General features: G+C 37.6%; 15 protein-coding genes, 9 tRNA genes and 2 pseudogenes (1 of these 26 only partly in view). 18 read left to right on the plus strand and 8 right to left on the minus strand.

The window, feature by feature from the left end:
* From EI981_RS01600 to EI981_RS01650, 11 genes are all read left to right on the plus strand, one after another.
* Positions 1 to 6, plus strand: a tRNA-Met gene (locus EI981_RS01600) (it extends 68 nt beyond the left edge of the window).
* Between the two features lie 21 nt (positions 7 to 27).
* A tRNA-Asp gene (locus EI981_RS01605) sits at positions 28 to 104 on the plus strand.
* A 132-nt stretch (positions 105 to 236) separates the two neighbouring features.
* Positions 237 to 312, plus strand: a tRNA-Lys gene (locus tag EI981_RS01610).
* Between the two features lie 30 nt (positions 313 to 342).
* Positions 343 to 426: transfer RNA gene (locus tag EI981_RS01615), tRNA-Leu, on the plus strand.
* A gap of 4 nt (positions 427 to 430) precedes the next feature.
* A tRNA-Gly gene (locus tag EI981_RS01620) sits at positions 431 to 505 on the plus strand.
* 1 nt (position 506) lies between these two features.
* Positions 507 to 583: transfer RNA gene (locus tag EI981_RS01625), tRNA-Arg, on the plus strand.
* A gap of 29 nt (positions 584 to 612) precedes the next feature.
* Positions 613 to 695 (plus strand) — tRNA-Leu (locus tag EI981_RS01630).
* A gap of 7 nt (positions 696 to 702) precedes the next feature.
* Positions 703 to 779: transfer RNA gene (locus tag EI981_RS01635), tRNA-Pro, on the plus strand.
* A gap of 8 nt (positions 780 to 787) precedes the next feature.
* A tRNA-Gly gene (locus tag EI981_RS01640) sits at positions 788 to 858 on the plus strand.
* A gap of 358 nt (positions 859 to 1,216) precedes the next feature.
* Positions 1,217 to 2,533 (plus strand): BaiN/RdsA family NAD(P)/FAD-dependent oxidoreductase, encoded by a 1,317-nt coding sequence (locus tag EI981_RS01645; protein WP_126994840.1) that lies wholly within the window; start codon positions 1,217 to 1,219, stop codon positions 2,531 to 2,533.
* 32 nt (positions 2,534 to 2,565) lie between these two features.
* On the plus strand, positions 2,566 to 3,891 hold the full coding sequence (locus tag EI981_RS01650; protein WP_127004252.1) for a BaiN/RdsA family NAD(P)/FAD-dependent oxidoreductase: 1,326 nt from the start codon (positions 2,566 to 2,568) through the stop codon (positions 3,889 to 3,891).
* 1,242 nt (positions 3,892 to 5,133) lie between these two features.
* Here EI981_RS01650 and EI981_RS01660 read toward each other — a convergent pair.
* From EI981_RS01660 to EI981_RS01675, 4 genes and pseudogenes are all read right to left on the minus strand, one after another.
* Positions 5,134 to 5,283, minus strand: a pseudogene (locus EI981_RS01660) (GMP synthase (glutamine-hydrolyzing)); the annotation flags it as partial.
* Between the two features lie 151 nt (positions 5,284 to 5,434).
* Positions 5,435 to 6,406: a hypothetical protein gene (locus EI981_RS01665; RefSeq protein ID WP_162616052.1), complete on the minus strand. Its 972-nt coding sequence runs from the start codon at positions 6,404 to 6,406 to the stop codon at positions 5,435 to 5,437.
* A gap of 139 nt (positions 6,407 to 6,545) precedes the next feature.
* Positions 6,546 to 7,160, minus strand: a complete 615-nt coding sequence (locus EI981_RS01670; protein WP_126994844.1) for a hypothetical protein — start codon at positions 7,158 to 7,160, stop codon at positions 6,546 to 6,548.
* Positions 7,161 to 7,184: 24 nt separating this feature from the next.
* The gene (locus EI981_RS01675) at positions 7,185 to 8,438 is read right to left on the minus strand and encodes a hypothetical protein (protein WP_126994846.1); all 1,254 of its coding nucleotides are present in this window, start codon (positions 8,436 to 8,438) and stop codon (positions 7,185 to 7,187) included.
* Positions 8,439 to 9,557: 1,119 nt separating this feature from the next.
* On the opposite strand from EI981_RS01675, the gene EI981_RS01680 reads away from it, so the two are divergent.
* Positions 9,558 to 9,899 (plus strand): hypothetical protein, encoded by a 342-nt coding sequence (locus EI981_RS01680; RefSeq protein ID WP_126994848.1) that lies wholly within the window; start codon positions 9,558 to 9,560, stop codon positions 9,897 to 9,899.
* 273 nt (positions 9,900 to 10,172) lie between these two features.
* Here EI981_RS01680 and EI981_RS30170 read toward each other — a convergent pair whose 3' ends face one another.
* Genes EI981_RS30170 through EI981_RS30180 form a run of 3 tightly spaced genes read right to left on the minus strand, consistent with a single transcriptional unit; the run spans position 10,173 to position 10,960 of the window.
* Positions 10,173 to 10,568 carry a WYL domain-containing protein gene (locus EI981_RS30170; protein WP_237172640.1) on the minus strand — a complete coding sequence of 132 codons (396 nt, stop codon included), beginning with the start codon at positions 10,566 to 10,568 and terminating at the stop codon, positions 10,173 to 10,175.
* A gap of 22 nt (positions 10,569 to 10,590) precedes the next feature.
* The gene (locus EI981_RS30175) at positions 10,591 to 10,740 is read right to left on the minus strand and encodes a hypothetical protein (protein ID WP_418789033.1); all 150 of its coding nucleotides are present in this window, start codon (positions 10,738 to 10,740) and stop codon (positions 10,591 to 10,593) included.
* On the minus strand, positions 10,724 to 10,960 hold the full coding sequence (locus tag EI981_RS30180; RefSeq protein ID WP_418789034.1) for a helix-turn-helix transcriptional regulator: 237 nt from the start codon (positions 10,958 to 10,960) through the stop codon (positions 10,724 to 10,726). The genes EI981_RS30175 and EI981_RS30180 overlap by 17 nt, the downstream gene beginning before the upstream one ends.
* Positions 10,961 to 11,331: 371 nt before the next feature.
* Here EI981_RS30180 and EI981_RS01690 point away from each other — a divergent pair.
* The 5 genes and pseudogenes from EI981_RS01690 to EI981_RS01710 all read left to right on the plus strand — a co-directional run bounded on the left by EI981_RS01690 (position 11,332) and on the right by EI981_RS01710 (position 18,012).
* Positions 11,332 to 11,780: pseudogene (locus EI981_RS01690) on the plus strand (VOC family protein).
* Positions 11,781 to 12,214: 434 nt separating this feature from the next.
* On the plus strand, positions 12,215 to 13,825 hold the full coding sequence (locus tag EI981_RS01695; protein ID WP_162616053.1) for a DNA cytosine methyltransferase: 1,611 nt from the start codon (positions 12,215 to 12,217) through the stop codon (positions 13,823 to 13,825).
* Complete coding sequence (locus EI981_RS01700) at positions 13,818 to 15,086, plus strand: hypothetical protein (RefSeq protein WP_126994852.1); 1,269 nt, start codon at positions 13,818 to 13,820, stop codon at positions 15,084 to 15,086. Before EI981_RS01695 ends, EI981_RS01700 begins: the two co-directional genes overlap by 8 nt.
* 12 nt (positions 15,087 to 15,098) lie before the next feature.
* Positions 15,099 to 17,060: a DEAD/DEAH box helicase gene (locus tag EI981_RS01705; RefSeq protein WP_126994854.1), complete on the plus strand. Its 1,962-nt coding sequence runs from the start codon at positions 15,099 to 15,101 to the stop codon at positions 17,058 to 17,060.
* A 4-nt stretch (positions 17,061 to 17,064) separates the two neighbouring features.
* Entirely contained in the window at positions 17,065 to 18,012 is a 948-nt protein-coding gene (locus tag EI981_RS01710) for a protein NO VEIN domain-containing protein (protein ID WP_162616054.1), read from the plus strand.
* Positions 18,013 to 18,172: 160 nt separating this feature from the next.
* On the opposite strand, the gene EI981_RS01715 is transcribed toward EI981_RS01710, so the two are convergent.
* On the minus strand, positions 18,173 to 18,403 hold the full coding sequence (locus EI981_RS01715) for a helix-turn-helix domain-containing protein (protein ID WP_126994858.1): 231 nt from the start codon (positions 18,401 to 18,403) through the stop codon (positions 18,173 to 18,175).
* A 177-nt stretch (positions 18,404 to 18,580) separates the two neighbouring features.
* Between EI981_RS01715 and EI981_RS01720 the strand changes: the two genes are divergently transcribed.
* A complete protein-coding gene (locus EI981_RS01720) occupies positions 18,581 to 18,925 on the plus strand; it encodes a DUF6809 family protein (RefSeq protein WP_227011649.1) in 345 nt (114 codons plus the stop codon).
* Positions 18,926 to 19,057: the final 132 nt, after the last annotated feature.

Below are 19,057 nucleotides of genomic sequence, written 5' to 3' on the forward strand. Positions count from 1 at the left end.
CCGCAATTAGCTTCAATTTCATAGTGTGGAGCCGTGGTGTAGAGGCCTAACATGCCTGCCTGTCACGCAGGAGACCGCGGGTTCGAATCCCGTCGGCTCCGCCATTATTCTCTTGATCATGAGACAGAATCTATACAGATTTCTGGAAGTAAAGATTTATTGACACTTTGGTACTGCAGATGTAATACCATAGAATGTGCTTAAGGCTCCTTACTTCATCTCAGATTTTCTTATGAGAGCCATTAGCTCAGTTGGTAGAGCACCTGACTTTTAATCAGGGTGTCGAAGGTTCGAGTCCTTCATGGCTCACCAGTATTCTCTAAGAGAATACAGTGTGATTGTGCGCGTGTGGCGGAATGGCAGACGCACCAGACTTAGGATCTGGCGTTTCACGACGTGGGGGTTCAAGTCCCTTCACGCGCACCAAATTGCGGACGTGGCTCAGCGGTAGAGCATCGCCTTGCCAAGGCGAGGGTCGCGGGTTCGATTCCCGTCGTCCGCTCCATGCGCCCTTAGCTCAGCTGGATAGAGCGTTTGACTACGAATCAAAAGGTCAGGAGTTCGAATCTCTTAGGGCGCGCCATTTATATCTTAGCAGTAATATTTACACATGCCGGTGTGGCGGAATTGGCAGACGCGCGCGACTCAAAATCGTGAGGGAAACCGTGGGGGTTCGAGTCCCTTCACCGGCACCATAGTTATCGGGATGTAGCTCAGCTTGGTAGAGCACCTGGTTTGGGACCAGGGGGTCGCATGTTCGAATCGTGTCATCCCGACCATTTAATTTGCGGGTGTAGTTCAATGGTAGAACTCCAGCCTTCCAAGCTGGTAGCGTGGGTTCGATTCCCATCACCCGCTTATTACAGATAGACAATTTATATAATAATTTTAGAAACGCACTTACCTTAAGAATTAACTTGGAAAGTGTGTTTTTTGTTGCGCGGTACATTAAAATTAATCTCTAAAAGCCTAAATTATTTGGTTGTAGGCTTTTAAAATCTTACTATATAATTGCCATGCAAATCCATAACCGCACGAGGTTGTGGGTTTTTTCTATATTTAGGGTATTACTGTAATGAGACGTGATGTCAGGAGTATTCTATCGGGATTATGTGGTGCATACTCCTATGCTATAATTATATATAGCGCAGTTTCATTCGGAAAAATCACATTTCCTATATATAAATCTATTGGACAAGGGGTGCATTGACCAACCATGCACGATTATCAGAATTTCTTGCACCACGAGTTGATTATTATCGGTGCAGGCGCATCAGGACTCATGGCCGCCGTTACTGCGCGGGATATGGGTATCGATACCGCCATTCTAGAGGGTAACGACCGGATTGGGAAAAAAATCTCAATGACAGGTGACGGTCGTTGCAATATTACGAACGATTCCACTACGACGGGTGCGGACGACGAAGTGTCGGCCTTATCGCGCAAGTATCACAGCAGTCAGGCTGAATTTCCGTTGCCTGTGCTGCAGCAATTTGGCATCCGTCAAACCATTGATTTTTTCAATATGCTTGGCCTGCCACTTACAAGATTGAAAGAGGGCTTAATGTATCCGATGTCGCTGCAGGCTGCATCCGTGTTGGATATTTTTGAGCTTGCTCTGGAGGAACGGAACGTTCCGGTATACCTTAACAACAAAGTGCTGGATGTTACCGTATCGACGAATCATCCTCGATTCAAGATTACATGCCGCAACGAGACAGAGGAGAAGCAGGTTGTCTATACTAGCGAATATCTGTTTATATGTACAGGCGGCCTCACTGGCCAGAATGCGGGGACGGATGGGTCTGGGTATGTGCTTGCCCAAAACATGGGGCACGCCATGGTAGAGCCTGTGCCAGCAATAGTGCAATTAAAGGTGCAATATCCATATATGAAGGCTCTATCTGGCATCAAACTCCAGGGACGAGCCCACATCCTCGTGAATGGCGAGGTCGTTCGCAGTGAAACCGGTGAAATTCATTTCGCCGATTACGGCTTTTCCGGCCCACCGATTCTTCAGCTCAGCCGGGTAGCCGCCGTTCATCTCTCGAAAGGGGATTCCGTGACCGTATCCGTCGATTTGATGCCGAGCCGCACGAAGGAGGAGGTTATTGAATTCTTGGAGATGAACTGGGGAACATTCGCACATCGGCCGGTCGCGGAATCCTTCGTCGGGTTTTTACACAAGAAGCTGGTCCCTGTCCTACAGAAGGAGGCAGGAATCGATCAAGAGCCAAACCTACTTTGCCAGGATCTCTCGTGGAAAACTAAAGGGATCTTTTATAAAATATTGAAGCGTTGGGAGTTCAAAGTAATAGATACCCATAGCTTCGAGAAGGCACAAGCGACAGCCGGCGGCATCGTTACAAAAGAAATTTTCGCCGACACGTTAGAATCCAGGCTTGTGCCTGGGCTCTATTTTGCCGGCGAGGTGATGGATGTCGACGGCGAGTTCGGCGGCTACAACCTGCAATGGGCCTGGAGTTCCGGCTATGCGGCCGCGATGGCGTTAGGGAAACACATTTTCAAATGAAGCCATTAGAAAAAGGAATGAATTCAACACATATGTATAAGTCGAAATCTACAATGCACCACGAGCTGTTCATTGTCGGTGCAGGTGCTTCAGGCCTTATGGCCGCCGTTACCGCGCGAGACCGAGGGATCGATGTCGCGATCATTGAAGGCAACGATCGGGTAGGAAAGAAGGTACTCACGACCGGCAATGGGCGCTGTAACATTACGAACCAATCCACGGCGAAGGGTACGGACGAAGCGGTCGCATTATCGCATAAATATCACAGTAATCAAATGGAATTCCCGCTGCCTGTGCTGCAGCAATTTGGCGTCCGACAAACCGTCGATTTCTTCAACACACTCGGCCTTCCGTTGATCGCCATTGAGAATGGCCGGATGTATCCGATGTCGCTACAGGCTGCATCTGTATTGGAAGTTTTCCGAATTGCTCTAGAGGATCGGTATGTTCCGATACACTTCAAAACCAAGGTGTTGGATGTTACCGTATCGAAGGGACATCCACGATTCACGATTTTGTGCCAAACGGAGGCAGAGGGCGAGGTCGTGTATACTAGCGATTATCTATTTATCTGTACGGGCGGCCTTACCGCTCCCAAAACAGGAACAGATGGATCCGGTTATACGTTTGCCCAGCGACTGGGACATACATTGATCGATCCTGTACCTGGGATCGTACAATTGAAGCTGCAATATCCGCATCTAAAGGAGTTGTCCGGCGTTAAATTCGAGGGATTGGGCCATATCATCGTCAACGGCGAAGTTATTCGCAGCGAATATGGGGAAATCCTGTTTACAGATTACGGCGTCTCCGGCCCACCGATTCTCCAGCTAAGCCGAAAGGCTGCGTATCAACTCAAAATGGGAGAAAACGTAACCTTATCGCTTGATTTAATGCCGGACCGTACGGAGGAAGAAGTTGTCGATTTTATGGATACGCATTGGGGGACATTCGGATACCGGACTGTTGCAGCTTCCTTGATCGGCATTTTTAACAAGAAGCTGGTCCCTATTCTGTTGAAAGAGGCGGGGATCGATCAAGAGCCAAACCTCCTATGTCAGGATTTATCGTGGAAAACTAAGAAAATCTTGTGCCAACTCATAAAGCGTTGGGAATTTACCGTAATCGATACCAATGGCTTCACGAATGCACAAACGACGGCCGGCGGCATCGATACAACAGAGTTAAAAGAAGGAACGCTAGAATCGAAGCTAGTACCTGGACTCTATTTTGCCGGCGAAGTGATGGATGTGGATGGAGATTGCGGTGGCTATAACCTGCAATGGGCCTGGAGCTCCGGCTATTCCGCCGCGGTGGCACTTGCTGATCAACTTACAGGCATCATGAAAAAAGATTGATAGTTGTTTGTTCCTTTTGGTATTATCCCCTTTGAGTAGACAGTGAAAAAACCAAGTAAGGAACCTTGGTGGTACACTGTACTCGGAGGGGATTTTTTGGCTGAAAAGCGACAGCAATTTGAAACGTATACAATAGAACAAAAGATGCGAGCCGTTGAGATGTATTTACAAGGGGGAGTGAGTTATCAAACCGTAGCGAATATTTGCGAGTCCGGGGTAGTAGCCAGGTAAAAGTTTGGGTCAGGAAACATCGAGATAACCATACGTTAGAAGATCATCGAGGGAAACATACAAACTCTAACCCTATTATTGGTCGACCACGTTCGAAGTTTTCTAGCGTGGAAGAAGAACGGGATTATTTGAAAGTGCAGGTGGAGTTCTTAAAAAGCGCAATCCAAATCTATTCGGGAGGGATCATTCCGAAAATAAATCGTTTTGAAATCATATCTTCGTTAACCTCCTAAACTTATCTATTCTTTCTATCTCAGTTGGGTTTCTACTACTTATAATTTCTTTGATTTACTTTTCAAAAAAGGCTTTAAAATCACTTGGAAACGGCACATTAATTTTTACTATAATTCCTAATATTTAAAGTGGATAATTAGCAAAAAGAAGCCACAAGTAGTAGCTTCCCAAATATATTGTGATTATTCCCTATTTAATAATTTCATTCATATTATCTCTCAAAAAACCTTATTGGTTGTATGATTGCACGAGCTAAGAGAACTGAAACAGCATTTTATAGATCCCCTTAATAATTTATATTCAGCTATCAATCCAATTAGGCAAATATTAATTTCCTTTCATACCTTCCAAAAAATATATCCCTGTCTCTTGATTACTAAACCAGATATAGGTGTTTTGTCTATCTCATGAGTGCATAATACTGATTTAAGACAATGGTCAATTTTCTTGTTGGCCTTGTTCATTGTTATTTTCCCGCAGATATTATTAGGCTTGTTTAACAAAGGTATAATCCTTCATCTTTTCTAAGTCAAACTAATATAACCTATTATATCAAAGCCTAAATTCTTTTTCTTTTTGATATATGAAACATTAATACTATCACCATCACGCAACTCTAATAAAAAATACCCCCATCAGAATTTGATAGGGGTATTAGCTTACACGACCTACCAACTTTTTGGCGGGGAACCAATTAATTTTAAGCAAGACTAACCTTCCTATAACTCGTAAGTCCCTATTAAAATCAGCCTAAAAACTTCATTTCTATTTTATAGTTTATTCCCACTCAATCGTAGCAGGTGGTTTCGAAGTCACATCGTAAACACGGTTCACGTTATCGACTTAGTTTACAATCATCACTGAAATTTACTCTAACACATCCCACAGAATACGTGCCCAGTCCGCAGTCATACCGTCAATGGATGTTGTGTAGGAATAGTGAGAATTTTTGAATTTCGAGAGTAGCGGGTAAATTGGGGGATTTCAACTGCAAAATACGAAAAGAGAATGTTTCAAAAGATGATTTTGTGACATTCTCTTTAATATACAAGTTATTTTTCATACATTACTTTGAATATTAATCTGTAATTAAATCATTTTGAAAAGTGAGCTTATCACTTTCACTTATTGATTTAATAATACCTTCGTCTATATCCCTCCCCTGAATATTTCTTAATTGTTTATCAACTAAATATGAAACCTTATTGTTATCTACAGATACAGTATAAGAAAGTTTTGCTCTCATTTTACTGTCCCCATCATACACTTTTAATTCAATACGGCTACTTATATCTAATTTGTTAAATATTAAATCATTAATAAAATCTGTGTCTCCCAATAAAACTCGATCTCCAGTAACCCGTGATAACTTGCCATAACCTCTAAACACTAGCTCTTCATTATTAAACAATTTCACCATAAATCTCATGTTTTCAAATCCAATTGGGAATATTATATTAAATTCATAACTAGGTGTATCACCAATTTCATGATTACGATAAATATCTATTCTTGGGGCAGTTACAAAGATAATCTCATTTACATCTGCATCTTGTTTTACAAGAAAGTTAATGTCATATATTTGTTTCAGCTTAGGTAAAAAACCTTTGCTAACAGGATTCTTATTTAGTCTGATTAAATTGACAAAAATAACAATTCCAAGTAAGAGTAGACATAAAATAAACCAAAACAAATATATTCCTTGGTTCATTAGGATTTCTTTATCTAAAGAAAAAAATAAAAATAATCTATTCTCAGTATAAGCAGTAACAGCTACTCCCCATATTGTTATAGATGCAATTGAAGTTAGAGTTAGTAATCCATGTATTATACTCAGCATGATTCCTTTGTTAACATAAGTACTGTAATCATTTAAAGAAGTTTTTACAACCTCATATGATAAACCATACGGTTTATAGTATTGCCTTAATACTCTTGAAGCTTCTATGTGCTTATTATCGTAAACAAAGGCAACAAACAATGATAAAAATGAGATTAATCCAATGTTTCCCGCAAAAATCCAACTCGCCAATTCGATTTTATCTTTCATGGAGTCTGTCAATGAATAGTTTAAGTTGCTGGAATAATGATAATATACTATCACCCCAACAATGGACGTAATCACCAAATGAAGGCTGAGCCATTCAATTATTAATTTGAGAGTTTTGCATAGATACTTCACAAGAAGGTTAAATATAGCTTTCAAGGACATCAATAATCTCCTCTAAATTACTGTTATCATGAAATGAAAAAACAGAAGTGCAATCTAAATCAAATTGAAACCATGAGTTGGTTATAAGATTTAGATTCATAATATCTGTTGAATTCAAGAGGAAGTCTAACTCTTTCAAGTTCTTGTCTGCAAGTTCAACAGTAAAATCTTTCTCAATATCATTATCTAACGAAGTTCTAAATTGTATAGACGCTATGTCATGAAATTTTGTGTTGTGGTTATTAGATTGTAATAAAGATACTAGCTCATCAAAAACGTTTTTTTTAGTAAAACTGAGAGAAAATATTTCATTGAATTTTCTTATTACAAATGCTACATCGCTTTCAGAATTACTAAACAATGCAAAAGAAGAACGTTTTTTAAAGTACACAATTAGTACGCGCTTCTTACTTCTTGTAATAATCTTATCTCTGTAACGAACAGTATCAACCCATGAGTATTCGCTAACCTCATGGGTCTGGCTTTTTTCAAGTATTGTATATTCTTCAAAAATGTTAATTTTAACAGAACGAGGTGGCGAGAGAACTTCATTTGAAACAAATACTGTACATTCTTTTGCAAAAAGTTTCATAACTCCCCTCTCCTGTTATATCATTTATTTTTGTAACCATTTTTCAATAGGAGACATTACACCATCAATATCTTCATATCCTATTGATTCCAAAATTACGCGTGTATTTTCTAAATACTTTCGAATTTCTTGCTTATGAGAACTACTAACGCCACCTAAGATGTTTCCAATCACTTCAACGTTTGACACAGTGTTCAATTCAACTATTTCAGATAGGAATTGCTCTTTTTCTTGGAATCTTATTAAGACCTGTTCCAACAAAATTTTTATATTGTTTAAATCGGAGATTCCATGCTCACACATTGCAATATATTCATCTTGTATCAACTCTATAACTTCATTTCTCAATTCATCATTCGAAGTATCCGCCACCACAATTTTTAGTATATCCAGCGCTTTCCCTTTTAACGCAAAAGAACAGCTTAGTTTAAACGCTTTATAACTTATAGAGGTTTTAAACTGAACAATGTCTTTCCCTAAAGTAATATATTCACATGCTAAAGGATAGTTAATAATATCTCTTCCGTTTATAGTGACATCCTTAATTTCATCATTACCTACTTTAAATTTGATTTCTTTAAAAGAAGCACCAATATTCTTAACTTTCAATCTATTATTAACAAGGTCTAGGAAAAGCGCAGTCTTGTAACTTACATTATCCTCCCAAGACAAACCACTTCGCACATTCAAAATCCTACAGTCAACTATCGGGAGCCTAAAAATACTTGTTAAAAAATTACGAATTATGCTGTGTACTTCATCGTCCCCAGAGAAAATAGTGACTACTTTCTTCGACAAATCAATTTTAACCCTGCAATTGTTTATAGCTGTTAGTCTATCTAGCGTTTTCTCACCTGTCAGCCATTGCCCTTCATATTCCTTAACAATTAATAAAAGATGAACAACATTATTATCCATACATTCAAGAACAGAAGATACTTGATACACACTTGATACAGCATGTTCTTCTTTTTTGAAGTATGTCCGAAGTTCTTTTTCTCCTTTACCATTAAAAAATGATGTATTAGAAAGCTTATGGGTATACGCAGGGAGTCCCTTACTTTTTTTGGTAACACTATATTCAACAAAGCTAATTAATTCTTTTTCCGTAACTGACTTTTTAAGCTCTAAGAAATACGGGAGAAGTTCTTGTTTTGAATATCTTTTCTTCTTTCCTTCTTTAGGCTGTGGGAAAAGCCCAATTTCTTTTAGCTTTTGAACCACTTCATCATAGTTCAACTTGTTAAAATATTTTCTAAGGATTGATTCGGGATTCATTAGCTCCCTCCCCCTCTCTCTTCAACATATTATTACACAATTTTACATGCGCGTATATGGAGTTTAATGAAGGGAGCATAATCCTTTAACTAGATAATATTCTCATAATTAGTATATTGGATTATAAGAGTTTGCTTATAAAGCAGACCCACTTTTCAGAAATAATTTTCTAGGAATTTTTTGGACTCACTTTTATGCCCTATGCCCCAATTGCCCCTTTTAGGAAGCCACCTTGTTTTATGCTACATATAGAAGGAACACGATTGCCCCTTGCCGCCGACAGGGTGTACGCACAGGAAATTCGTAAAAATTTGGTACGGGTAGAACGAAGGTAAACCGCCCGCGAGAGGTGAAAAATGATTCATTCGGCACTAAGTGGGGTCTACAAAGCAACGCCTTTAAGTTGCTCAATCTAAGTAGTAAGGTTATTGATTCTCTCCTTGGAGTTTGACACAATTTGTTCGCAACGATACCTTCAGTAATCTCGTTGTTAAAAGTTGAGGGTTATTTTTTTGTCCTTCATTGTCACTAACTTATACCAACGCCAAGGGGAATGAGAATGAGAGATATTAATCGCAAAGAAGCCGCTAAAACGGTAGGGGTCAGACCTAGAGCTATTCTGAGCCATACAATCGCGTCAGCTTGACGCTGTGAAATTTTGTGAGGGTAAGACACCTGCTCTACATGATAAGCCATCCAGCCGTTGCAGAGTATATCCGAAGAAAGGGCGGGAACAATGAAAGTAGACGAAATTGTTTTTGCGCATAAATTCACACAGCTTCCCAATAGAATATTGACTTGTAGACGATTAAGTAGATATGGTTTGTTGCTGCTGTGATGATAGACCTCAGAAATATGAGTGTATCACGTATGCCACCTGAACCTAATCCGAACGATCTTACCATATCGAAGCGTCAGTTACGCTTTGCCCTTGACTTTTAGAGAGCTATTGAAAAGCAATTAAAAGGACTGCGAACATTAGGGATAGTAACTTCATTTTCAAAGCAAGATGGAGAAGATGGTTATTTCTCTGTCACTTTTGCAGATAATCTGAAGAATAATCCATACGTAGTTTTAGATGCGGCAGAAAAACAAGTCATTAATGAATGCAAGATTTCTTTGAAAAAAGGTAGCAGGGATAGTTTAGGGAACTTATTTAAAGTTGTTAAGAAAGCCGCTGATTCTGTTGAAGCCAAATTTATTGAAAAATTGTCTCATGAGGTTGGAGAACCGAATAAGTGTCCATTAGTGAAAGAGTATAAGGAATATCTAAAATCAACTATTGTGAAATCTGGTTTAAGGGTATTTGATGAAGTTAGTAAAAGAGTCACCCCAACTTCTAATAGATATACTTCTACGAAAATGGTGGCTCAGAAGACGCAAGCAGTACAAGAAGCACAACAGGAGAGCAAGGAGATGTCCCTTGAAGACTCTGACAGACTGATTGGAGTGTCTAAGTAATGGATAAACCAGAATACGCAAAACCAAACGTTGACCTTGGAGTATGTGAACGCTGCGACCTATATTTGTATGAAAAACAGATATTTTCTGTGGTGTGGATGCAATAGAAGATATTCTATGTAGAGTTGATCTTCCACTTCAATAATCCCTATGTCCGCTTTTATCCACTACAATGTGGGGTCAAGCGGCTCCGCACGCTGAGTTATATTACTCGATACTGCTGTAAGAGACTCTCTACCCGATCCTGCAGTGCTTGCTTTAAGATGTCAGGCTTCACGGATACCACATCTTGCCAAACCTTATAAAATAATCAGCTATAAACTCCTCTTCTTCCGGATTGTAGAACCCCTTAATAACAGATTTATCGCCCGTTTCTAGCCGCATGGAAGGATAATGCTCCTTATAAAACAGATCCTCGGCTTGCTCAGAGATTTCCACCTCGAAGTGAATACTATTCTTAGATTGATACATCTCCATGGAGCGATTCACAAGCTCATCTATAGAAAAGCGGGACTGCGCGTCCACTTCCACAATTGAAGTGATCCGGTCACATCTGAATACCCGGTACTTATTCGTACTTAGCTCGATTCCAGTAGCATACCATTGACCGAACTTGGCTGAGATTTTGAAGAATTGCACCTCGTAGCTTGTTTCCTGACTATTTTTCAAATATTGAATCCTACAGGGGCTCTCATGAAGAATGCTCATTGAATCTGGTCCAAATAAGGCTCACATGATGATGCTGATACATCTCTAATTTCAGAACCTGCTTCATCTTGCGAATCTGCTCGATCTGCCCGTCAGATAGACAGTGCTCAAACTTCTCATTTAGTTGATTCACAGAGATGGAAGGGGGTTGATTGATAAGCCTCCAGCGTTAACATGGCAAAATACAGAGCATACACTTCATCCATCGTGAAAATAATAGGAGACAGCAACCGATTTTGCAGGATTCCGTACCGTCCATGTCTTCCATGCTCCGAATAAATCGGCATGCCCAATTGATCTAATGAGCTGATATCCCGCAGCGCCGTGCTTTTGGAAATATGATATTTATCCATCAGGTCCTGTAAATTAAAGAACTTCCGGCCGTTCAAGTACCGGATCATGTCGTTCAATCTTTACGATTTCTTCATCCATAATCTCCTTGCTTAAAGGTGTCATGTTTTGCTACCTATATGTATTATTATGAAATCAAGATCAAATATCAAACTTGTTGAACTAATGAATATGAGGATGTAGGCAGCCGGGTGAAATGTTCTTACGATCGCTGTTGTTCGCGGATTTCTTGATTTGATAAATTCAAGCATGGTAGAAATCCGCTCACAAAGGCGAACGCTTCGCTTCTTCAGAATCATTTCACCCTCTTGCCTCGTCCTTAATTTAGTTCAACTAATATACCCAAATCACTATATATAAGGAGATTGATACCATGAGCGCAACACTAGAAGTAGCTGTATTCCTATCCATGAACGGTAGAGCCCAAGAGGCCATCGATTTTTACAAAAACATCTCAACGCCGACCAACTACTGCTCGTCACCTACGAAGATATGGCCCAACGCGACCCCTCGTTCCCGCTTACGGAGGAGAACAAGGATCACATTACTCACTCCGTCTTAAGAATCGGAAAGACCAAAATCATGATCGCCGAAGACAGCATGAACCCCCATGAAAAGTATACAGTCGGCAATAACACCTCCCTGTGCATTCAAAGCGCGGACTTGGAGGAAATTGAGAGCTTTTATGAAAGCTTAATCTCAGATGATCGAGTGAAGGTCATTGTTCCTTTAGTCAGCAATGTGTTCAGCAAAGCGTATGGGATTATCGAAGATCCGTTTGGGGTTCAGGTGCAGTTGATGGTGGATGAGAGGTTGGGGTGAGGAGAAGGTTTAGAAAAGGAATCTTTAAATTCCTGTTATAAAAATAACAACAAAAGTTTTAAGATGGTTTATATTTTGAATGATTATTAATGGTAAAGATATAGTTCAATAATAAAACAGCCTTTCTTCTCTTTAGAAGTTAGGCTATATGTCATTTCAGTTATAATTTATTATGAATACTATAAAGTAGACTTCTTTGTAGGATAGGGTACATTTATTTAAGAGCACTTTAACCACTAAAAGTTTCATTACTTAAGATCTAAGTATATTACATGAGAACTAATGAAAAATTTTATATAATATAGAGTTTTGAGAGTGAAAAGTCTAATATGCAGGAAAATAGTACTAGTTGTCGAAAATATAAAATATAAGTATATTGTCGTAATGGTTAATCTTGATATAATGGAAACAAACGTTCGAAGAAAGGTATGAATATGAGAGTAGCTGATTTTTTTTGTGGTGCTGGTGGATTTTCTGAGGGTTTTAGACAAGCTGGTTTTGTAACTGTTTTCGCAGTTGACAAATGGATGCCTGCTGTTAATACACACCATGGAAATCATCCGCACTCTAATACTATCCTGGATGATGTTGAGAGAATATCCTTGCTTCCAGATAAAGAATTTCATGAGTTAGTTCCAGACACTGAGATAATAATTGGATCACCACCTTGTGTAGCCTTTTCCAATTCTAATAAATCAGGGAAAGGAGATAAGTCACTTGGAATAAAGTTACTAGAATCTTATTTGCGGATAGTGGCAAGAAAAAAATTTAGAACTAATTCTAGATTAAATTATTGGGTGCTTGAGAATGTACCGAATATCGAAAAGTACATAAAACCCTTGTATACTGCCCAGGATTTAGGGCTAGAAGGGGATTTTACACTACAAGTTTTGTATGAGAATTCTGGTGTTTATAATTCAAAGTATTTTGGCGTCGCTCAAAATAGAAAAAGATTCTTATGTGGTCAGTTCCCAGACCCACAACCAACTATTATGACAGATGAAGACATATTACCCTTGAAAGCAATTCTTGATTCATTAGGAGATCCTGGTGAAGAAATGGACTCTCTTATCACTGATCCCAATAACAATTTCAGAATGATTTCAAGAGATGTTACCGATCATCACTATATCAAGGAGCTCGCAAGACATGAATGGAAAAAAGCAAAACAACTAAAAGAAGACAAGGGTTACATGGGGAGAATGGCCTTTCCTGAAGATAAAAATAAGCCTGGTAGAACTGTTATGGCTAATTCATCCGTGTCTTCTAGAGAATCTGTCATATATGCCTACAAAAAAGATAGATACAGGACACCAACAGTGCGGGAATTGGCATCAGTTATGAGCTTCCCTATTGATTATCGATTTTATGGTGAATCAAGAGGAATAAAATCGAAATTAGTTGGCAATGCGGTACCCCCAAAAATGGCGTATGCATTTGCTAAATCAATGGCTGAAAGCTTAGGGAGAGAGGTTCCAATTCTATATAGACCGATTCAGCATTCAAGTAATTTTAATTTTATTAACTTAAATAATGCTGTGTTTTCTATTAATAAAGAAAAACCTAAAAGAGACTCTGCTCGATTTAAGTATCATATACCGTACTTAATAATTAATGCATATCGAGTCGAACTAACCAATTATAAATCAGACTTTAAAAATAAAGATTATCAATGGAGTGTAGAGATTCATAAAAGCCAAGGACCAAGAGCAAAGGTGTTTGAGCCAATTGTTCACTCAAAGGTATTTGACGAAGAAACTAATAAAGAAATTGAGTTGTACATTAACTCTATTCAATCCCAGCTAGTTTCCTTTAATAAATTCCAAAAGCAATATTGTCTAACCACTGAAGAGAGACAGGGGTCATTGGGACCGAATGAACTATTAGAATCAGTCAAAGAACTGATAGAAGAAATAATACAAGTAAATTTTAATGAGTCCATTGAAATTGATGAAAACCCTCAAAAACTTCCAACGGCGATTGCAATTGGTTATTTCGTTCTAAAAAGAATAATAGAAATGATGAGGAGACTTAAAGATGAATAAAGATTTGAGAATTAAAAAGTTGAAAGAGATTATGGAAAATGATACTCCTTATATGACGGGTATAAGAATAAGATATAAGGGGGAGATTCAAGAATTTAAAGCTTACAAAATTCCATTAGAATTCCTTATATATAATAAATACAACGGAAGGATTGGAAGTGTTGTGAAGTCTTTTGAAAAGCAACATAGATCAATCAATCCTGAAGATCTAGAGGATAGAAAAAGACTTGAAGGATATTTATATGAATCAAAACCTGGCAGAAATGAAGCAACTCTTAAAAACTTAATCGAAAATGGTCAACAACAATATGGGATAGTAACTAACGATGGTGTAATTATTGATGGAAATAGAAGAGCAAGCTTATTAAATAAAATTTATAGTGATAGGAAAAGGTGGCCTAATCATAATCTCGATCATTGTCGGTATTTCATAGCTGTTATCCTTCCAGATACTCCCGAGCCTAAAGAAATCATGAAGTTAGAAACTACGTATCAAATGGGGGCGGATGAGAAACTTGATTATAATCCTATTGAAAAATATCTTAAGTGTAAGGATTTAAAGGATGTAGGTTATGATGAACCCGATATAGCAGATATGATGGGTGAGAAAGAGAGTACTATCAAAGAATGGCTTGAAATTATGGAACTTATGGATAGCTATTTGGAGTATTTAGAGTACACCGGAATATATACAAGATTAGAAAAACGCGAAGGTCAATTTGTTGATTTAAATGCATATTTAAAGGCGTATAAAAAAGGAACCAACAAAGTCGAGTGGGGTGTTAAAGAATCTGATATTTCAGATTTACAAGCAGTTTGCTTTGACTATATTAGAGCTCAGTATGAAGGCAAAGAATTTAGATCAATTGCAAAACCAAGTAAAAAAGAGGGGATTTTTTGTCATAAAGAAATATGGGAATCATTTTTAAATGAGCATTCTAAACATGTAGATTCTATAACAGAGGATTCACCTGAGAAATTGTATAAAGACAATAGTGAAGGTGATTTGTCCAAGTTACTTGAAGCAAGGGATGAAATGTGGACTAAAAATGCTAGAGGATTATTACAAGGGAATTTGAATATTTCGGTAAGGAAATTAGAAGATAAGAAGGATGCAAATCAACCTTTAGAGCTATTGAAAAGGGCAAAAAATGCACTTGAAGCTATTAACCCAGATGCACTCGATAAATATAACCTAGATCTTGTTAAAGAGATTAGCTCAATAGTTTGGGATTATAAAAAAATAATTGAAAAGAAATAGGTGTGACTGAATATGCAGATAGAGGTCGGACTTAACGAAGAAAATAGTAAATTTGTTTTAGCTGGCTCGACAAATGAATTATTAAATAATCGAAGAGCTAAGATTTATATGAAGGACTATTTAAAAGCAAAAGTAGTTGGTAACGAAATTATAATTCCATATGAAGAAGAAAATCAAGAAAAAATTTTAACGAATATAAGAGAAATGATAACAAAGTATGGATTTGAAGAAATAAAGTCGGATCAAGTTGAGAAAACACTAAAAGACTACTATCAAGAAGAAGAAAACTTTAGTGTGTTCTCTAAACAGGCATATGAAATACGAAATAATAACTTTGATATAGAGGACTTCGCAGAGTTTACAAAGAGTCTTACACATAACCTCAAGAACCGTTCTTTGTATAAGTTACAGTTGCTATCTGCGTATCATTTGGCATTTTCCCAAAATGCGTGTAACTTCTCGGTTCCAGGAGCGGGGAAAACGAGTATTGTTTATGGGGCATATACATACCTAAAGAATCTTAGTCCAGAGAACCCTAAGCATATAAATAAAATTTTAATAATTGGCCCCTTAAGTTCTTTTGGTCCTTGGGAGAATGAGTACGAGGAATGTTTCGGAATAAAAGCAAAATCTAAGAGACTCTCAGGAGGCATGACAAAACAAGAAAAGTCCAAATATTTATATTCGTTTGAACCTGCTGAGTTGACCTTAATGTCATATCAGTCAGTAAGTAGTGTCATCGATGATCTAATTTACTTTATTAAAAAGAATAAAGTTATGGTAGTACTAGATGAGGCACATAAGATTAAGAATACTGAAGGGGGAATAATTGCTGACTCAGTACTTAGTATTGGAAAGTACTGCAAAGCTAGAGTCGTATTAACTGGAACTCCGGCCCCAAATGGTTACGAAGATCTAATGAACTTATTTCAATTCTTATGGCCATCGAAACAAATAATTAGATTTCACAAGTATCAACTTAAGGAAATGTCAGAAAACCCACAAGATAAAAGAGTCCAAGAATTGATAGATGATATTTCACCATATTATATCCGAATTAGAAAAAGTGATTTACGTTTGCCGGAAGCGATTAATCATCCCCCAATAATTACTGAAATGGGCTCACATCAAAGACAAATATATGATTTCATTGAAAAGAACTATATGGACTATATTATAGATAAAAGTGATTCAAGCGATATTAGAGGAGCGTTAATTAAAGCTCGTATGGTTAGGTTAATGCAGGCTGCAACAAATCCTAGTTTATTATTGAAGCCAGTTGATCAATATTTTAATGAGCATGGATTGACTGATAGAACAAATGTAGATGATTCAGAGGTAATAAATAAAATAATTAAATATAAAGAAATTGAAACACCTGAGAAATATAGAGTAGTATTAAAGCTAGTAAATGACATCCTGAATAAGGGCGAAAAAGTAATAATTTGGGCTATTTTCAATCAAAATATGAAAGAATTACAAGAGTTTCTGAAAAATAATGCTATTGAATCTAGATTACTTTATGGTGAAGTTCCTGTAGAACTGGATGAGAAACAATTAGAATATGAAACCCGTGAAAGTATTATTAGAGACTTTCATGAACAAAATTCAAAGTTCAGTGTCATTATTGCGAATCCGTTTGCAGTATCAGAATCGATTTCTTTACATAAAGCATGCCACAATGCTATTTATTTGGAACGTACATTTAATGCGGCACAGTTCATTCAATCTAAAGATAGAATACATCGGTATGGATTAAAGTTTAATGACAAAGTAAATTACTTTTATGTACTATCCAATGATTCTATAGACCAGACAGTACACGAAAGACTTGAATTTAAAGAGAACAGAATGAATCGTATTATTGAAAATGAACCGATACCTCTTTTTTCTTTAGTTGATGAGGATGATTTTGGTTATGACGATGTAAGGACGCTGATTAATAATTATGTTAACAGAGTTAAAGAGGTATAATAATTTGGGAAGTGTAAATGAAGTAATTTATCTACTAACTGAAACATTAACAGATGAACCGAAATCAATAAGTGATATTGAAAAATTCTGCTTGAGTAATACCTCACATTACAACATCCCTTCTAAAGGGATTGTTGCTTTGCTAGAGTTTATTTCAGCTATTACTTATTGTGAAAGAGGGGTATTTCTAAACGAATTTGGACATGGATTATCAAAATCGGTCATTGATGGTACTACCTCCAGGAAAATTGTAGAGAAATTACTTTCGAAAATCTTGCTGGAAGGGATGTATTCTGACTTTTTAGACTTAGAATCAATTAGCTTTGATTTTATTCATGAAGCTTACACTATTAAAAATAGCCATATTCCGTTCAAATATTCTGGAATTAGAAATTTATTAATTAACTATGGTTTTTTTAAATATAATTCTAATTCAAATATATTATTGATAATTGATAAGAGTTATACGGATTTTTTGAAAGAAATTTTAAAAACTGTTCGTAAGAAACTTAGTATAGAAAAATTCAAAGAAATGCTAATGTTAAAGGAGAAATATGGACAGGAAGCCGAGGAGTTTGTTCTAAACTATGAAAAAAAGCGTCTTTCGGGTCATATTCATCTAGAAAAGTTATCTCAGGTGTCAGTAATTGATGTCAAAGCAGGATATGATATCATCTCATTCAACTCATTAAGCTCAGAAGTATACGATAGATTTATAGAGGTAAAATCGTATTCAAACAATTTGAGCTTTTATTGGACGAGAAATGAGATTGAAACTTCAAAAAATAAAGGAAAGAGTTATTACTTATATCTAGTAGATAGGGATAAGATGAATCAGATTGGTTATCAACCACATATTATTGCTAATCCGTACATAAATGTATTTAAAAATAATGCTTGGAAACGGGAGCCAGAGACTTGGTTTTTTCGAAATGATGACGAAAATCACTAATAAGTATGGGGAAGTACCGTAAAGAGACCACGAATTATTTTCCAATTGATATTGCTTAGGAATGGGATGGTATTAAACCAGTTTTAACAATTGTGTATGATAATGGTGATCTCATTCTTTGAATGGGAAGTTTCTATTTTTATAGGTATCATTCCACCCCTCACCGGGTGGTTTCTTCTTTTTCCACCAACTCAATAATCTCCCGAATATCACTAATATCCAGCGCCTCCGCGATCCTTTCAATATGACTGAAACTAATGCTTTCACGTTTGCCGTTAGCGAGCTCACTTAAAGCCGCGTGACGAACATCAGAAAGTCTGGATAATTCCCTCAGAGATATCTTATGTTTTTTGGTTAGTTCTCCGATCTTCACGACAACTTTCTTTCCCATTTTACTCACCCCTAATTGAATCATTCCCAGCTTGACTATACGCATAAGCGTAACGTATAATATTTTTATTAGTGGTACGTATAAACGTAACGATCATGCATTTATATAGAATTATCAATAAGGGAAGAAAATAGTTCTTGGTCATGACTTTGACACACTCAGAAAGGAGGCAATCCCATGCCGCCCCTAATTGAATCCCTATACCACGGCTGCCTGATCCCCGAGGAGCAGGTAGTCCCGAAAGATCCACAATATCGCGAGTGCAGCAAGAAATTATCCGAGGCAATGGAAGTTTGGAAGAAGAGAATGTCTGCGGAGGAGTTTTCGAAGCTTGAAGAGTTACTGGATTTGCAGCAGGAAATTCAGGGGATGGAGATGGCATCGGCGTTTACGTATGGGTTTAAGTTAGGGGCGTTAATGATCATTGAGGTGCACTTCGGGGATGAGCCAAAGGGACCTTTCAAATTGAATCAAAGTGAAGGTTTAGGAAAATATCACTGGGGTTCTCGCGAGGACACCTAGCAGTTAAGCCTCCATCTTACTTAGAAGCGCAACTGACTATATTACGTTAGAACCTCCCCGTTAACAGAGGAAAGCCTGGCCAACTGGCCAGGCCTTTTTGTACCACGCTGCCTAATACCACGCTGTAAATAT

The sequence above is a fragment of the Paenibacillus lutimineralis genome (assembly GCF_003991425.1).
Classification (GTDB): domain Bacteria; phylum Bacillota; class Bacilli; order Paenibacillales; family Paenibacillaceae; genus Fontibacillus; species Fontibacillus lutimineralis.

Excerpts from the sequence above, each read along its gene's own strand:
- EI981_RS01645 (WP_126994840.1), top strand. The coding sequence starts at position 1,217 with ATGCACGATTATCAGAATTTCTTGCACCACGAGTTGATTATTATCGGT.
- EI981_RS01650 (WP_127004252.1), top strand. The coding sequence starts at position 2,566 with ATGTATAAGTCGAAATCTACAATGCACCACGAGCTGTTCATTGTCGGT.
- EI981_RS01665 (WP_162616052.1), bottom strand. The coding sequence starts at position 6,406 with ATGAAAGATAAAATCGAATTGGCGAGTTGGATTTTTGCGGGAAACATT.
- EI981_RS01670 (WP_126994844.1), bottom strand. The coding sequence starts at position 7,160 with ATGAAACTTTTTGCAAAAGAATGTACAGTATTTGTTTCAAATGAAGTT.
- EI981_RS01675 (WP_126994846.1), bottom strand. The coding sequence starts at position 8,438 with ATGAATCCCGAATCAATCCTTAGAAAATATTTTAACAAGTTGAACTAT.
- EI981_RS30180 (WP_418789034.1), bottom strand. The coding sequence starts at position 10,960 with ATGGATAAATATCATATTTCCAAAAGCACGGCGCTGCGGGATATCAGC.
- EI981_RS01695 (WP_162616053.1), top strand. The coding sequence starts at position 12,215 with ATGAGAGTAGCTGATTTTTTTTGTGGTGCTGGTGGATTTTCTGAGGGT.
- EI981_RS01700 (WP_126994852.1), top strand. The coding sequence starts at position 13,818 with ATGAATAAAGATTTGAGAATTAAAAAGTTGAAAGAGATTATGGAAAAT.
- EI981_RS01705 (WP_126994854.1), top strand. The coding sequence starts at position 15,099 with ATGCAGATAGAGGTCGGACTTAACGAAGAAAATAGTAAATTTGTTTTA.
- EI981_RS01715 (WP_126994858.1), bottom strand. The coding sequence starts at position 18,403 with ATGGGAAAGAAAGTTGTCGTGAAGATCGGAGAACTAACCAAAAAACAT.
- EI981_RS01720 (WP_227011649.1), top strand. The coding sequence starts at position 18,581 with ATGCCGCCCCTAATTGAATCCCTATACCACGGCTGCCTGATCCCCGAG.